The organism is Novosphingobium decolorationis (assembly GCF_018417475.1).
GTDB classification, from domain to species: domain Bacteria; phylum Pseudomonadota; class Alphaproteobacteria; order Sphingomonadales; family Sphingomonadaceae; genus Novosphingobium; species Novosphingobium decolorationis.
The window spans coordinates 3,766,563-3,780,755 of the sequence record NZ_CP054856.1 but is presented as its reverse complement, the minus strand read 5'-3'; the positions used below and the strand labels follow the sequence as shown (position 1 = coordinate 3,780,755).

13 protein-coding genes and 2 pseudogenes are annotated in these 14,193 nt (G+C 65.5%); 14 read left to right on the top strand and 1 reads right to left on the bottom strand.

Going from position 1 to position 14,193, the window contains the following annotated elements; translation table 11 throughout:
- The first annotated feature begins 118 nt into the window (after positions 1-118).
- The 10 genes from HT578_RS17490 (at position 119) to HT578_RS17445 (ending at position 10,114) form a co-directional block, all read left to right on the top strand.
- The gene (locus HT578_RS17490) at positions 119-553 is read left to right on the top strand and encodes a DUF2147 domain-containing protein (RefSeq protein WP_039388714.1); all 435 of its coding nucleotides are present in this window, start codon (positions 119-121) and stop codon (positions 551-553) included.
- 59 nt (positions 554-612) lie between these two features.
- The gene (locus HT578_RS17485; protein ID WP_213500878.1) at positions 613-1,911 is read left to right on the top strand and encodes an OmpP1/FadL family transporter; all 1,299 of its coding nucleotides are present in this window, start codon (positions 613-615) and stop codon (positions 1,909-1,911) included.
- Positions 1,911-3,620 carry a long-chain-fatty-acid--CoA ligase gene (locus tag HT578_RS17480; RefSeq protein WP_213500877.1) on the top strand — a complete coding sequence of 570 codons (1,710 nt, stop codon included), beginning with the start codon at positions 1,911-1,913 and terminating at the stop codon, positions 3,618-3,620. Before HT578_RS17485 ends, HT578_RS17480 begins: the two co-directional genes overlap by 1 nt.
- A gap of 41 nt (positions 3,621-3,661) precedes the next feature.
- Positions 3,662-4,057, top strand: coding sequence for a MerR family transcriptional regulator (locus HT578_RS17475; RefSeq protein WP_213504430.1), 396 nt, complete (start codon positions 3,662-3,664; stop codon positions 4,055-4,057).
- Entirely contained in the window at positions 4,047-4,928 is an 882-nt protein-coding gene (locus HT578_RS17470) for an acyl-CoA thioesterase (RefSeq protein WP_338422143.1), read from the top strand. The genes HT578_RS17475 and HT578_RS17470 overlap by 11 nt, the downstream gene beginning before the upstream one ends.
- A gap of 146 nt (positions 4,929-5,074) precedes the next feature.
- The gene (locus HT578_RS17465; protein WP_213500876.1) at positions 5,075-7,438 is read left to right on the top strand and encodes a TonB-dependent receptor; all 2,364 of its coding nucleotides are present in this window, start codon (positions 5,075-5,077) and stop codon (positions 7,436-7,438) included.
- Positions 7,439-7,533: 95 nt separating this feature from the next.
- Entirely contained in the window at positions 7,534-7,797 is a 264-nt protein-coding gene (locus HT578_RS17460; protein WP_039388723.1) for a DksA/TraR family C4-type zinc finger protein, read from the top strand.
- A gap of 66 nt (positions 7,798-7,863) precedes the next feature.
- Positions 7,864-8,094, top strand: coding sequence for a hypothetical protein (locus HT578_RS17455; RefSeq protein WP_213500875.1), 231 nt, complete (start codon positions 7,864-7,866; stop codon positions 8,092-8,094).
- A 163-nt stretch (positions 8,095-8,257) separates the two neighbouring features.
- A complete protein-coding gene (locus HT578_RS17450; protein WP_213500422.1) occupies positions 8,258-9,070 on the top strand; it encodes an IS5 family transposase in 813 nt (270 codons plus the stop codon).
- Positions 9,071-9,808: 738 nt separating this feature from the next.
- Positions 9,809-10,114, top strand: coding sequence for a hypothetical protein (locus HT578_RS17445; protein ID WP_213500874.1), 306 nt, complete (start codon positions 9,809-9,811; stop codon positions 10,112-10,114).
- A gap of 149 nt (positions 10,115-10,263) precedes the next feature.
- Here the strand turns inward: HT578_RS17445 and HT578_RS17440 are convergent, their stop codons facing one another.
- The gene (locus tag HT578_RS17440) at positions 10,264-10,848 is read right to left on the bottom strand and encodes a hypothetical protein (RefSeq protein WP_239026337.1); all 585 of its coding nucleotides are present in this window, start codon (positions 10,846-10,848) and stop codon (positions 10,264-10,266) included.
- Positions 10,849-11,011: 163 nt separating this feature from the next.
- Here HT578_RS17440 and tnpA point away from each other — a divergent pair, with 163 nt between their 5' ends.
- The 4 genes and pseudogenes from tnpA to HT578_RS17420 all read left to right on the top strand — a co-directional run bounded on the left by tnpA (position 11,012) and on the right by HT578_RS17420 (position 14,070).
- On the top strand, positions 11,012-11,380 hold the full coding sequence (gene tnpA / locus HT578_RS17435) for an IS66-like element accessory protein TnpA (RefSeq protein ID WP_039396105.1): 369 nt from the start codon (positions 11,012-11,014) through the stop codon (positions 11,378-11,380).
- Positions 11,381-11,409: 29 nt separating this feature from the next.
- A pseudogene (gene tnpB, locus HT578_RS17430) lies at positions 11,410-11,717 on the top strand (IS66 family insertion sequence element accessory protein TnpB).
- 72 nt (positions 11,718-11,789) lie between these two features.
- Positions 11,790-13,435, top strand: a pseudogene (gene tnpC / locus HT578_RS22610) (IS66 family transposase).
- On the top strand, positions 13,432-14,070 hold the full coding sequence (locus tag HT578_RS17420) for a plasmid pRiA4b ORF-3 family protein (protein ID WP_039396108.1): 639 nt from the start codon (positions 13,432-13,434) through the stop codon (positions 14,068-14,070). The pseudogene tnpC and the gene HT578_RS17420 overlap by 4 nt, the downstream one beginning before the upstream one ends.
- The last annotated feature ends 123 nt before the right edge of the window (positions 14,071-14,193 follow it).

Below are 14,193 nucleotides of genomic sequence, written 5' to 3'. Positions count from 1 at the left end.
TTCCCTATACGTCAAGCAAAATTTGCGCTATTGAATCTTCAACACGGCAGGCCGTGGCCCGGTTCCCAACCCGGGTCACGGTCGAGACCGTGGGAAGAGAGAGGATGAAAGATTGCGCATGCACACCAGCAAATCCGCGCTTCTTGCGCTTGCTGCCGGGCTTGGCCTGGCCGCACCTGCGCAGGCAGCCAGCGCCGATTCGGCGCTCGGCACCTGGCGCACCCCATCGAAGAACGGCACCATCGAGATCTCGCGCTGCGGCGCCTCGATCTGCGGCCGCCTGGTCAGCTCGGACAACCTGAAGAAGAACCCGGACCTGCGCGACGTCAACAACAAGGACGAAGCCAAGCGCACCCGCAAACTGAAGGGTCTTCAGATCATCGGCGGCTTCGAGAAGGACGGCGACAAGTGGGAGAAGGGCTCGATCTACAACCCCGAAGACGGGGGCACCTACAAGGCCACGATCTCGCTGGACGGACCCAATACGCTCAAGCTGAAAGGCTGCATCGTGTGGCCCTTGTGCAAGACCCAGACCTGGACGCGGATCGACTAGCCTCCTTCGCGCGTTAACGCCTTACAACACCAAAATATCCTTCTTGGGAGAGAAGACACATGACACGAATGACGGGGCGGGTCGCCCTTTGCACGGCGGTATCGCTGGGCGCTCTGGGCGCAGCGGGCACGGCCCACGCGCAAGGTTTCTATCTTCAGGAGCAGTCGGTGCGCGCGCAGGGCCGCGCGTTTTCGGGCGAAGCCGCCGATACGGGCGTCGAATCCATCTGGTGGAACCCGGCTTCCATTGCCGGGATGGAAGGCGGCGAAGCCTCCCTCCACGCCAGCGCCATCCTGCCGCGCGGCAAGGTGCGTGATGAGAACACCCTGATCGTGCGCCCGGGCACCGCGCCGGCCTCCGTCGGCGGCGATCCGGTCGCCAAGGACCCGATCAACACCGGCGTTCTGCCGTCCGGCGCGATTGCCTATGGCTTTGGCAAGTTCGCCTTCGGCCTTGCGGTCAGCGCCCCCTACAACTTCACCACCGACTATTCGGAAGACAGCTGGGCGCGCTACACCGCCGACAAGACCGAGCTGCGCACCATCGACATCCAGCCGACCGTCGCGGTCGAGCTGGCGCCGGGCATTCACCTGGGCGCCGGCCTCAACGTCCAGCACGCCAAGGCCGAACTCTCGAACTACCTGCCCAACCTGTCCGCCGCGCTTCCCGATGGGCACCAGCGCCTCAAGGGCGATGGCTGGAACACGGGCTGGTCGGTCGGCGCCCAGATGCACCGCGGCCCCGTCTCGCTCGGCCTCGCCTACAAGTCGGCGATCAAGCACAAGCTCGACGGTACGCTCACCAATTCGGGACTGCTGGGGCCGCTGGCCGGGCAGAACATGGAAGTGGCGACCAGCGCGACTTTCTCCACGCCCTGGCAGGCAATCGGATCGGTCCGCTACCGCGCAACACCCGAGCTCACCCTCAACTTCCAGGCGGTGCGCGTGGGCTGGAGCGAGTTCGATTCGATTGATCTGGGCGCGCCCATCAACACCTCGATCCCCGAAGGCTACCGCGACATCTGGAGCCTGGCGGGCGGCTTTGATTACGCCCTCGATCCCAAGCTCACCGTGCGCGGCGGCATCCAGTACGGGCAGACGCCCACGCGCGATGGCCACCGTGACGCGCGCGTGCCCGACAGCGACCGCCTGAACTTCTCGGCCGGTGCCAGCTACGCGGCCACGCGCAACCTGACGGTGGACTTCGCAGCCTCGTACATCAGCTTCGAGGACGCGCCGATCGACCGCACCACGGCCTCCTACGCGGGAACACCCGTGCAGACGCCGATCCTGGTGGACGGCACCTTGACCGATGCCTCCGCCCTCGTCTTCTCTCTTGGCGCAAGGATGACCTTCTGATGACACGCGCGGCGCAGATGGGCGGCATGGACCGCCTGGCACAGACTTCCTCCCTCGCTACGGCGGACGAGATGCCCCCCATCGCGCCGCGCCTGCTGACCGACCTGCTCGACCATGCTGTCGAGGTCCACGGGGACTGGAACGCCGTGGACTTCATGGGCCGCAAGTGGACCTACGAGGAGATCGGCGAGCGCGCGCAACGTGCGGCGCGCGGCTTTCAGGACCTGGGCGTCGTCAAGGGCACGCGGGTCGGCCTGTGCCTGCCCAACACGCCCTATTACGTGATCCTCTATTTCGCGATCCTGCGCGTGGGCGGCGTCGTGGTGAACTTCAATCCGCTCTACACCGAGCGTGAGATGGCGCACCTTGTCGAGGATTCGGGCTGCGAGATCCTTGTCACCGCCGACCTGCAGGTCTCCATGCCCAAGGTCGCAGACCTCCTGGGCAAGCACCAGCTGAAGCGCGTCGTCGTGTGCTCGTTTGCCGATGCCCTCCCTTCGCTCAAGCGCGGCGCGTTCCTGCTCTTCAAGCGCGGCGACATCGTGCCCTTCCCCGAACATGACCTGCGCTTCATCGCCTACGACGATCTTGTCGCGCGCCGGGTCGCGCCCGATCCGGTCGCCCGCGATCCCGACGACCTCGCCGTGCTGCAATACACCGGCGGCACCACCGGCGTGCCCAAGGGCGCGATGCTCACCCACGCGAACCTTACCGCCAATTCGGCGCAGATGCTTGCCCACGTGGGCCACATGCCCGAGACGCAGGAGCGCACGCTGGGCGTCCTCCCGCTCTTCCACGTCTTTGCCCTGACAACGGTGCTCAACTACTCCATCGACACCGCGGCCGAGATGATCCTCCTGCCCCGCTTCGAGATGAAGTCCTTCCTCAAGACCGCCCTGCGCACCAGGCCGACCCAGTTCTTCGGGGTGCCCACGCTCTACACCGCATTGAACGGCGAGGAGACGCACGGTGCCTTCTCCAGCGTGCGGGTGTGCATTTCGGGCGGCGCGCCGCTCCCGCTGGAGGTGCGCCACACCTTCGAGGAACGCACCGGCGTGCGCGTGGTGGAAGGCTACGGCCTGTCCGAAGCCAGCCCGATCATCACCTGCAACCCGCTCGAGGGTGAGGTCAAGGACAACTCGTGCGGGCCCGCCTTTCCCGGCACGACCATCGAAATTCGCGATCCCGACAACCTCGAACGCCTGTGCGCGGTCGGCGAGAAGGGCGAGGTCTGCGCGCGCGGCCCCCAGGTCATGTCGGGTTACTGGAACCGCCCGGAGGAAAGCGAAAAGACCTTCACCCACGGCGCGCTGCGCACGGGCGACATCGGCTATGTCGATGAGGACGGCTACCTGTTCCTCGTCGACCGCATCAAGGACGTGATCCTGTGCGGAGGCTACAATGTCTACCCGCGCATCATCGAGGAGGCGATCTACGAGCACCCGATGGTGAACGAGGCCGCCGTGATCGGCATCCCCCACCCCTATCGCGGACAGGCCCCCAAGGCCTTCGTCGCACTCCACCCCGGTGACACCCTTTCGGATGAGGAACTGTTGGAATTCCTGCGCGAACGGCTTAACAAGATCGAGATGCCCTCCGCGATCGAATTTCGAGACTCCCTGCCCAAGACCCTTGTCGGCAAGCTTTCCAAGAAGGAGCTCGTCGCCGAGGAAAAGGCGCGCCGCGGCGAAACCGGGGACGCGGCGTGAACGCGCTGGAGCCGGAACCTGACGGCGATCCGGCCCCCGACATGCTCGGCATCCAGGAGGCGGCGAGCCAGCTGGGCGTCACCATGCGCACCTTGCGCTTCTACGAGGACAAGGGCCTGATTGCGCCCCAGCGCGCGGGCACCATGCGCATCTATTCGCGGCGCGAGATCGGCCGCATGCAGCTGATCCTGCGCGGCAAGCGGCTGGGCTTCACGATCCGCGAGATCAAGGAATTCCTCGACCTCTACGAAGTCGATCCCGAACATGTCGAACAGATGCGCAACCTGCGCCAGAAGGTGCAGGAGCGCATAAAAGACCTGCGCAAGCAGAAAAAGGCGATCGAACAGACGCTGGGCGAACTCGTCGCGATCGAAACCGAAGCCAGCGAGTGGATCGCCAAGGCCCGGCCGGACCAGGAGACGCACGATGCTGGATAACCCCTCCTCCCTTGCCGTGGCGGCGCTGGGTGACCTGCTCACCATCGAGCGGCTCGACACCGATCTCTACAGGGCCCCCGCCAGCGATACCGAGCCAGGCCGGGTCTTCGGCGGCCAGGTGGTGGCCCAGGCCCTGCGCGCGGCCGCGCACAGCGTGGAGGACGCCCGCCAGTGCCATTCGCTCCACGCCTACTTCCTGCGCGCAGGCGACGTGCGCAAGCCGATCATCTACCGCACCTTGCGCGACTACGACGGCGGCAGCTTCACCCACCGCCGTGTCGTCGCGATCCAGGACGGGCGCCCGATCCTGAACCTGGCCAGTTCCTTCCACCGCGCCGAGCCCGGCTTCGCGCACGCGCAGACCATGCCGCAGTTGCCCGCGCCTGACGATTGCCCGGATCTGGCAACCGCCCTTGCCGCGATGGGACAGGCGATTTCGTCGGGCTCACTGGTCAAGCTCGCCGCCTTCGATGTGCGCGTTGCGCCCGAGGTCAGCGGCTCGGGCGAAGACCATGGCGGGGGCGATGCCCTTCCCGCGCAGCATTACTGGATTCGCCTCGCCAGTCCGATGCAGGCCGACCCTGCGCTGCAGCGCGTGCTGCTCGCCTACATCAGCGACTTCGCGCTGCTGCGCACGACCTCGCTGCCGCACCCCACCCAGTTCTTCTCGCCCCGCCTCCAGGCCGCGAGCCTCGACCACGCCATGTGGTTCCACACCGATCCCGATGTCGATGACTGGCTGCTCTACACCATGGACAGCCCCTGGGCCGGGCACGCCCGCGGCTATGCGCGCGGCGCCCTGTTCGACCGCAAGGGCACGCTTGTCGCCAGCGCCACGCAGGAAGGTCTCATCCGCCCGGTCGAGGGCTGAAGTCCCTGCAACGGCGCGACGAATCTGCGCCAGGCTAATGCCTTCCCCACATATCGCTCCAGATTGGTCCTAGGTCCAATTGCGAGGATCCCGGCCCCCTTCCTAGGCTCTCCCCACGAATTCGATCCAGGGAGAGATCAAGGATCATGCGCAGATGCTCCGCGATCGCGGCGGGCCTGTGGTGCGCGAGCCTCGCCGCCCCGGCCACCGCCCAGACGTCCGCGACCCAGACGACGGGCATCCGGACAGAGGACGACGAGGTCCCGACCATCGTCGTCACTGCGCCAGGCGGGCGCTTCGATCTCGACGATGCGATCCAACTCGATGCGTCCGACATCACCCGCAACGGCACGCCGGACCTTCTGGGCGTGCTCACCCGCACATTGCCCGGCGCCAGCCTGCAGGACGCGCAGGGCAACCCCTGGCAGCCCAATCTCGTCTACCGCGGCTTCGTCGCCTCCCCGCTCCAGGGCCAGGCGCAAGGGATCGCGGTCTACCTCGATGGTGCACGCTTCAACCAGCCCTTCGGCGACACCGTGGGCTTCGACCTCATCCCGGACGCCGCGATCCGCAGCGTCACGCTCGCCGACCCCAGCCCCGCCTACGGCCTCAACGCGCTGGGCGGCTCGATGGTGCTGCAGACGGCGACCGGACGCAGCGATCCCGGCATGGACGCCTCCCTTGCCGCGGGCCGTTTTGGTGAGCGCACGGTGAGCCTCTCGGCCGGGGGCAGAACCGGCGCCTTCAGCTACTTCGGCGCCTTCCAGTCCCGGCGTGAGCGGGGCTGGCGTGATTTCAGCCCGTCCGATCTGGTCAACGGCTACGCGGACCTTGGCCTTGATGGCGTCGATGCGGGCGTCCATGTGAAATTCATCGCGGCCGACACCGACCTGACCGGCAACGGCGTGGCCCCTGTCGAACTGCTCGCCGCGCGCCGCCGCTCGGTCTTCAGCTGGCCGGACAATTCGCAAAGCCGCTATGGCCGGATCAGTGTCCACCCCTGGGTCGCGCTCGGCTCCGATACCCGGATCGAGGCCACCGCCTATCGCCAGCGCCTCAAGGTCTCGACCCTCAACGGCGATGTCGCCGACATCGAGCCGTGCGAGGACGATGAGGCCCTGCTCTGTCTTGAAGCGGCAGGCGATGACGACGACGACGATGATGGCGATGGCGGTGAGGCAAGCTGGGTCCTGACCGACCCTGCCGGCCTATCAATCCCTGCCGTACCGGGCGTCGATGGCTACGGCGTCCTCAACAGGGGCAATGTCCATACCCGCTCCATGGGTGTCCTCGCCCAGATCATCGACGAGCGCGCCTTGTGGACCGGAGAGAACCATCTGGCGCTCGGCTTCAGCTACGATACCAGCACCAGCACATTTGGCGCAGGCACCACCCTCGGCGCCCTGACCGAAGATCGCAGCGTCGAGGGTCTCGGCGTCCAGATCGTGCAGGAGGACGGTGCCATTGCGCCCGTGCGCCTCACCGCCACGACCCGCTATTGGGGCCTGTTCCTTGCCGACAGCCTCCCCTTGACCGACAGTCTGCGCGCCGAAATCGGCCTTCGCTACAACCGCGCCCGGATCGAGCTGATCGACGGCATCGGCACCGCGCTCAATGGGACGCACCACTTCTCCCGCCTCAACCCGGGGATCGAGTTCGACTGGCGTGTCGCCCCGGCCCTCACCTTGCGCGCGGGCTACACCGAGACCAACCGCACGCCCACCCCGGCCGAACTCTCCTGCGCGGACGAGGACGCGCCGTGCAGCCTCACCAACTTCTTCGTGGCCGATCCGCCCTTGAAGCAGGTCGTTGCCAAGACCTTCGAGGTGGGCGCGGCGGGCCAGATCGCGCAGGGCGGATGGACGCTCGACTGGTTGGCGAGCGGCTGGCGCACCACCAACACCGACGATATCCAGTACGTCGCCTCCGAGGTGCGCGGGCGGGCCTACTTCCGCAACATGGGCTCGACCCGCCGTCAGGGCCTGGAATTGACGGTGAAAGCGCAAAACGGCGGCTGGCGCATCGCGGCCGGGTATGCCTTCACCGACGCGACCTTCCGCCAGGCGCTTGCCGTATCAAGCCCCTCGCATCCCCTCGCCGACGAAGACGGCCAGATTGAGGTCCGCCCCGGAGATCGCCTCCCGGGCATCGCGCGCCACGGCGCCACGCTCAGCGCCGACTACGAAGGCGAACTGGGCAGCCGGACCTTCTCGATAGGCGGCGATGTCCTCGCCCGTTCGGGTCAGGGCCTGGTCGGCGACGAGGCCAACCTCACCCCGCGTGTCCCCGGCTATGTCCTGGTCCACCTGCGCGCCAGCCTGGAACTGGTCCCGGGCCTCTCGCTCTTTGCCAACGTGCGCAACCTGCTTGACCGCGACTACGCCACTTTCGGCACGTTCAGCGAAGTTGACGAGGTCGACCTTGCCGAAGCCCCGGATGCCTCCAACCCGCGCGCCTATGGCCCCGGCGCCCCCCGCCGCTGGACCCTGGGCCTGCGCGCCCGCTTCTGACGCCCGAGCCCTGCCGTGCGGCCCGGACATGCCACGTATTGAATCGCCCGCATCAGGTCCCCACGTCCTAAACCACGATACGAATGGGAATGGATATGGCCGGTGGATGGTCGCGCGATGGCGCGGTGCAGGATCAGATTGATGACACGGTAAGCGACGCGGTGCGCGGCGCACGCGCCCGGATGCCCGCTGGCGAGGGGCTCGAATACTGCGAAGAGTGCGGCGAGACCATTCCCCCCCGTCGGCGCGAAGCCCTGCCGGGCGTGCGAACCTGCGTCGCCTGCCAGGGGCAACGCGACAAGACGATCGCCCATTCCCACATCAACCGGCGCGGCAGCAAGGACAGCCAGTTGCGCTGACGCCGCCGCCCAAGCGCCTGCGCGCGCCGTGTTGGAATAGCCGCCGCGAACAGCTATGCGGCGGGCATGACGGCATCCGATCTCGAACACCTGCTGATAACACGCCTCGTCCGGCAAAATGGCGGCACCACCCAGACCTGGCGCCGAGCCGTCGGGAAGGTCATCGTGCGCGACAGAAAGACACACCCGCATTGCAACTGGGATGTCAGGCCTAGCGGCACCGAGGCCCAACGCGCCGCCATCGAAAGCCTGCTCGACGACGTGCGGCTTGAATGCGCCTTCGTGGAAGCGGGCTAAGCGCCGCACAGGACTGCGCCGCCAGCCAGAAAGAGGCTGCTTCGCGCCCAAGTAGGTCGTTCAAGTGCCGATCCGGCGTGTCAGTAAGAGGCCGTTTCGAAAGGGGTTGAGCGGCTGAGGTTCGTGTGATTCCGGGGGTTTTGCAGACAACCCGGAGATCTTGATGTGGACCCCAGCCACCCGCGTGCAGCATACGCGTGTTTCGAAGCGTTACCAGACGGATTTGAGCGATGCCGAGTGGGCGCTGATCGCGACATTTGTTCCCGAGGCGCGCACGACGGGGCGGCGACGGCAATGGCCAATGCGCGAAATCGTGAACGCCATCTTCTACGTTCTGCGCGGCGGGATTGCATGGCGGTTGCTGCCCAAGGACTTCCCGCCGTGGCAGACGGTCTACCGCTGGTTTGCCCGGTTTCGTGACGAATGCCTGTTCGAGCGGATCAACCATGCGCTGGTCGCGCTCGATCGCGAGCGAGCCGGAAGGGACGCCTCGCCAAGCGGAGCCATCATCGACAGTCAGAGCGTCAAGACCACCGAGAGCGGCGGACCGCGCGGCTACGATGCTGGCAAGAAGATCAAAGGTCGCAAGCGCCATGCTCTGGTCGATACTGACGGCAGGCCGCTGCTTGTCGAGCCGCACACCGCCGATGTCCAGGATCGTGATGGCGGCGGCGCGTTGCTGCAAATCTCGCGCGGCCTCTTCCCGTTCATCGAGAAGGTCTGGGCCGATGGCGGCTATAACCATCACCGTGTCACCGAGGCGACCCGCATCACCGTCGAGATAGTCAGCAAGATCGCCGGGCAGTCCGGCTTCGTCGTCCTCCCTCGGCGCTGGGTGGTCGAGCGGTTCTTCGCTTGGGTCAATCGAAACCGCCGTCTGGCCAAGGACGTGGAAGCCACCCTCAAATCCGCCGCAGCCTTCCTCTACGCCGCCGCCGCCATGCTCATGCTACGCCGTTTGGCTCGGTCAGCGTGAGTTTCGAAACCGACTCTAAGCCGTCTGTCCGGTTAGGCTTGTCGATCCGATCGGCCAGCAGCAGGGGGCGGAGGGAAGCAACCTTTGTCATTTTCATCGCCCAATGTCAGCTTGCGATGACTTTGCGGACATTGCCGATTGTCGCTGCTGGTATACGTTACGAGGGTGCCAGAAAGGGGCCGAAGAATGCAGTTGCCGCCAGAACGATCGAATGAACCGGAGTGGTTGTATGACCAACGCCAGGAAAAGAAGGCAGAGCGTAGCTGGAATCACGGCGCATGGACTGCGACCGCTGTATTCCCGCTCCCGTATGCTCCAGTCGAAATCCTCTCAAACCAGCCACAAACTGGGGTGGCTTTTGTTGCGGTGAGTATCGCCGCCGTTAGTTTGGGCTGGTTCTTGTTGCGCCGAACTAAGAAAGGCTCATTTGGACGAGGTTTCGCCATCTGGAGCGTTCCGCTGCATAGCCTCGCAGTTTTCGTCTTTGGGGTCTCGCTATTGCGCTGATCTAACGTCCGCTCCTCATCTCATTGTAGGCACTGAGCCGGTCGAATCTGAATGTCCGCAAGGGGCGCGTGTGGAATTCTGCCGTGGTGCGCCCGTCTCGGTCGTTCTAGGGCCGATCGGGCGCGCTTGGCAGCGGCTCGTCCGCTATCCCCTGCCGACCAGATCGACCCGCAGCCGTGATGGTTGGAGCGCAGACGTTGCTGCCGGAGGGCGTTCGTGTAGCTTGAGCATATGACCCAATCCCTCTTCATATTCTCCGCCAAAGGTGTCGCGACCGAGGCCACACGCTACCGTCCAGGTGCGCAACATGCCCTCTTGCTTTATGGCAGAGGGTCAGGGGTCGAAGCTGCCCGCTCGGCTGCCGTAGCCGGAGCCGAGGACAGAGGATGGAATTTTGTCGAGGTTCAGCGACAGAAGGAACTCGACGCTGATCTCTCTGCGATCGAGGACGAAACGCTGAGATCGGCGGCACAGGATGCATCGCGCCTGGGCTATTCCATGATCGTTTACCGGGACGAGTTGCCCCTAGACGGATAAGCTCGTCGTTGGCTGCAATAGGGCGGGTGCGACTGGTCGGCTGCGCGCCCTTGTCGGTCGTTCTAGGGCCGGTCTGGCGCGCTTGGCAGCGGCCCGTCCGCTATCCCTTGCCGACCAGATCGGCCAGCAGCCGGGATGGGGGGCCAGACCTATGGCTTTTTCTCAGCGGAGCGGCGTTCTGACATCCGTTGCCGCTTCTGCTCCTGTTCCGCAAGCGTCGGCACATGAAGCGCCTTTCGCATGGCGTCGGGGATGAGAGTTCGGTCATACGGCTCCTGCGTGACCGGCGCGTCTTTAGGTAGACTATACTGAGTGCCTAGGACTTGCGGCCGGCCGATGTTGCGGAGGTAACGGTCTAACGTAGCAGACGCGATCCAGATAGCGCCCGGCTTGCCCCGTGCCACGGCGATCATTGCCAAGAGGTGGGCTTGCAGGAAGTCGTCAGGTTTGTTGCCGTGCTGAAATACGAAGGCTGCGTGCTCGAAGTCATCTCCGCTTTGCAGCGCGCCTTCAGCAAGCAATTCCTTTGTCCGAGCCAATCGTTGGTCATCTGCCGGGCCCACTTTGGACCAGTCGATATTCTTCGCCCGGCGGTCTGCCTGATCGGCGTTGAAGATCGCCGTCATCTCGGCATTAGTCGGGCGCACGATCGAACGAGTATAGTTGCGATCGGCGTTCCATGACCCAAGCTGCGGAGCCTTCGTGTCTGATCGAATGAGCTCGAAGGGTTCCATGCCCTCGTAGTTGATCCGAGCATGATTTGCATCCATTTGGTGGAAACGGAAAACGTCGGGGCGTGAGTTGGGTGCAGGGTACCCATCCGGTGAGCCCCGCCTTGTCCGGTGAGTGAACGACCGGTCTTAAGAGCGCTCGTATGAGCGAGCTTAGGAGCGCAGCATGGGGCAGATTACGGTGATGACGGGGCCGGAGCGGCGGCGTCGGTGGCGGGACGAGGAGCGCTTCAAGATCCTGGCCGAGGCCTTCGCGCCGGGCGCATGTGTCGCGGACGTAGCCCGGCGGCGGGACGTATCGACCAGCCTGATCTACACCTGGCGGCGCAATCTGCGACGCGAACAAGCCAAAGGGGCATCCCTTCCGATGGTGGAGGCAGCCTTTGCCCAGGCGGTCCTCACTAAGGACGAGAAGGTGGACGGCTGTGATCGCTGCGGCGTGATCACCGTCGAACTGGGCGAAGGTCGGCGCGTTCGCATTTCGGCCGAAGCTCCCGCTGCACTGGTCACCGCGACCTTGAAGGCGCTGCGGTGATCCCAGCGGGCGCGCGGGTGTGGATCGCCATGGGGCACACGGACATGCGCAAAGGGATGCAAGGGCTGGCCTTGCAGGTCCAGCAGGGCCTGAAGCGCGATCCGCATGGGGGCGACCTGTTCGTGTTTCGCGGACGGACGGGATCGCTGATCAAGATCATCTGGCACGACGGGATAGGCATGTCGCTCTATTCCAAGCGGCTCGAGAAGGACGCTTCGTGTGGCCCTCGGCGAAGGACGGGATCGTCTCGCTGACCAACGCGCAATTGTCCTGCCTGCTGGAAGGGATCGACTGGCGTAACCCGCAGTATTCCTGGCGCCCGCAGAGCGCCGGATAGACCAGCCACTTTCTTCGCCTTCCGGCGCATTTTCGCTTCAATGCTGCGCCGATCTGTGATTCCATGCTCGTCATGGACACGGCCGCATCGCCCCTTCCGGACGACGTCGAAGCGCTCAAGGCGCTGCTGTCCGCCGCGCTTGAACGCGCCGACGAGGCCGAGGCGCGCCTCGCCAATGCCAGGGCCCGCGAGAGCGCGACCGAGGCGATGATCGCCCACCTCAAGCTGCAGATCGCCAAGCTGCGCCGCGAGCAATATGGCGCCAGTGCCGAGCGCAGCCGTCGACTTCTCGACCAGCTTGAGCTTCAGTTGGAAGACCTCGAGGCCGATGCCTGCGAGGATGACCTAGCCGCCAGAAGTTGCCGCCGCCAGGACAGCCGACGTTGCCGCCTTCGCGCGCAAGCGGCCGAGCCGTAAGCCGCTCCCCGCACACCTCCCGCGCGAGCGCGTTGTCATTCCCGCACCGTGTTCATGCCGGTCCTGCGGCGGCGTGCGCCTGTCGAAGCTGGGCGAAGACGTGACCGAGACGCTCGAAGTGATCCCGCGCCAGTGGAAGGTGATCCAAACGGTACGCGAGAAGTTCTCGTGCCGGGATTGCGAGGCGATCACGCAGCCTCCAGCGCCGTTCCATGTCGTGCCGCGCGGATGGGCCGGCCCCAGTTTCCTCGCCATGCTGCTGTTCGAGTATGGCCAGCATCAGCCCCTCAACCGCCAGGCCGAGCGCTTCGCGCGCGAAGGCGTGGCGCTCAGCACCTCGACGCTGGCCGACCAGGTGGGCGCGGCGGCCTTCGCCCTGATGCCGCTCTATCGACGGATCGAGGCGCACGTGCTTGCGGCCCGGCGGCTGCATGGCGACGATACAACCGTGCCGGTCCCGCCAAGGGCAAGACCGATACCGCGCGCCTGTGGGTTTACGTCCGCGATGACCGGTCCTTTGCCGGCAGCGATCCGCCCGCAGCCCTGTTCCACTATTCCCGCGACCGGCGCGGCGAGCATCCTCGGGCGCATCTGGCGTCCTGGGCCGGGATTCTGCAGGCTGATGCCTATGGCGGCTACAACGAGCTCTACGCGCCCGGCCGTCAGCCCGCACCCGTGACCGAGGCGGGTTGCTTTGCGCATGCACGGCGCAAGTTCTTCGAACTCGCCGACGTCGAGGCCGCCGCACGCAGGAAGAGCCGCGGCGAGCGTACCGGCATGATCTATCCGATCGCGTTGGAAGCTGTGCAGCGCCTCGATGCCCTGTTCGAGATCGAGCGTGGCATCAGCGGCAAGGCCACCGAAGAGCGCCTCGCCGTCCGGCAGGACCTCAGCGCACCGCAGATGGCGGATCTGCACGCCCGCTCACCGCCCAGCTCGCGAAGCTCTCGCGCAGCCACGATCTGGCCAAGGCCATCAACTACATGCTCCGACGCTGGGGGGCCTTCACCCGCTTCCTCGAAGATGGCCGGATCTGCCTCACGAACAACGCAGCCGAGCGGGCGCTGCGCTGCGTGCCCCTCGGGCGCAAGGCATGGCTGTTCTGCGGCTCCGATCGCGGCGGACAGCGCGCCGCCGTGCTCTATACGCTGATCCAGACCGCCCGGCTCAACGATGTCGATCCGCAGGCACGGCTGGCCGATGTCCTCGCGCGCATTGCCGAGCATCCCGTCAACCGGATCGACGAACTGCTCCCCTGGAACTGGCAAGTCCGGCCCGGAGTGCTATCGCAGGTGGCATGACCGCCCGATCGACAGACAGGCCCACAGCCACCGACAGTTTCCTGCAGATCGCAAGGCTGCGCATCGAGCTTGAGGACAGCGATCCGCCAATCTGGCGCCTGGTCGAAGTGCCGACCTCGGTCACTCTCAAGGTCCTGCACGACATCGTGCAGGCCGCGATGGGATGGTTCGATTACCATCTCTGGGAGATGCGCATTGACGACCAGACTTATGGCCTGCCGATGGAAGACGACTGGGGAACCGCTCCGCGCAAGATTGCCGCGCGCATCCGCCTGCGCGACGTACTCGCTCCCGGCGCGACCACGATCGCGTATTCCTACGACTTTGGTGACGACTGGCAGCACACGCTCACCTTGAGCGACGTTCGGCAGGGAGATCCGGCTCTCGCCTATCCCCGCTTCATCGGCGGCGAGCGCGAGTGTCCACCCGAGGATTGCGGCGGGATCTCCGGCTTCTACGAGATGCTGGAGATCAGGTCTGATCCCACGCACGAGCAGCATATCGAAATCAACGACTGGCTCGACGGCTACGACCCGGACGAACTCGACATCTTGCCGATCGAAGCGGGGCTCGCTCGTATCGCTGTCAGACGCAACGCCGCAGCAAAGCGCATCATCAAACCAAAGGCGACCTAGCCACGGCCACTGCGGCCTTCACCGGATGGGTACGGTGCAGGGTCGTCGAAGCTCATCTCCACGTCGTCGTCGACAACTTTCACGCTTTTGGCATTGCGGCGCAGGGATGGCCCTGAGTGTCAA

Excerpts from the sequence above, each read along its gene's own strand:
- HT578_RS17490 (WP_039388714.1), top strand. The coding sequence starts at position 119 with ATGCACACCAGCAAATCCGCGCTTCTTGCGCTTGCTGCCGGGCTTGGC.
- HT578_RS17485 (WP_213500878.1), top strand. The coding sequence starts at position 613 with ATGACACGAATGACGGGGCGGGTCGCCCTTTGCACGGCGGTATCGCTG.
- HT578_RS17480 (WP_213500877.1), top strand. The coding sequence starts at position 1,911 with ATGACACGCGCGGCGCAGATGGGCGGCATGGACCGCCTGGCACAGACT.
- HT578_RS17475 (WP_213504430.1), top strand. The coding sequence starts at position 3,662 with ATGCTCGGCATCCAGGAGGCGGCGAGCCAGCTGGGCGTCACCATGCGC.
- HT578_RS17470 (WP_338422143.1), top strand. The coding sequence starts at position 4,047 with ATGCTGGATAACCCCTCCTCCCTTGCCGTGGCGGCGCTGGGTGACCTG.
- HT578_RS17465 (WP_213500876.1), top strand. The coding sequence starts at position 5,075 with ATGCGCAGATGCTCCGCGATCGCGGCGGGCCTGTGGTGCGCGAGCCTC.
- HT578_RS17460 (WP_039388723.1), top strand. The coding sequence starts at position 7,534 with ATGGCCGGTGGATGGTCGCGCGATGGCGCGGTGCAGGATCAGATTGAT.
- HT578_RS17455 (WP_213500875.1), top strand. The coding sequence starts at position 7,864 with ATGACGGCATCCGATCTCGAACACCTGCTGATAACACGCCTCGTCCGG.
- HT578_RS17450 (WP_213500422.1), top strand. The coding sequence starts at position 8,258 with ATGTGGACCCCAGCCACCCGCGTGCAGCATACGCGTGTTTCGAAGCGT.
- HT578_RS17445 (WP_213500874.1), top strand. The coding sequence starts at position 9,809 with ATGACCCAATCCCTCTTCATATTCTCCGCCAAAGGTGTCGCGACCGAG.
- HT578_RS17440 (WP_239026337.1), bottom strand. The coding sequence starts at position 10,848 with ATGGAACCCTTCGAGCTCATTCGATCAGACACGAAGGCTCCGCAGCTT.
- tnpA (WP_039396105.1), top strand. The coding sequence starts at position 11,012 with ATGGGGCAGATTACGGTGATGACGGGGCCGGAGCGGCGGCGTCGGTGG.
- HT578_RS17420 (WP_039396108.1), top strand. The coding sequence starts at position 13,432 with ATGACCGCCCGATCGACAGACAGGCCCACAGCCACCGACAGTTTCCTG.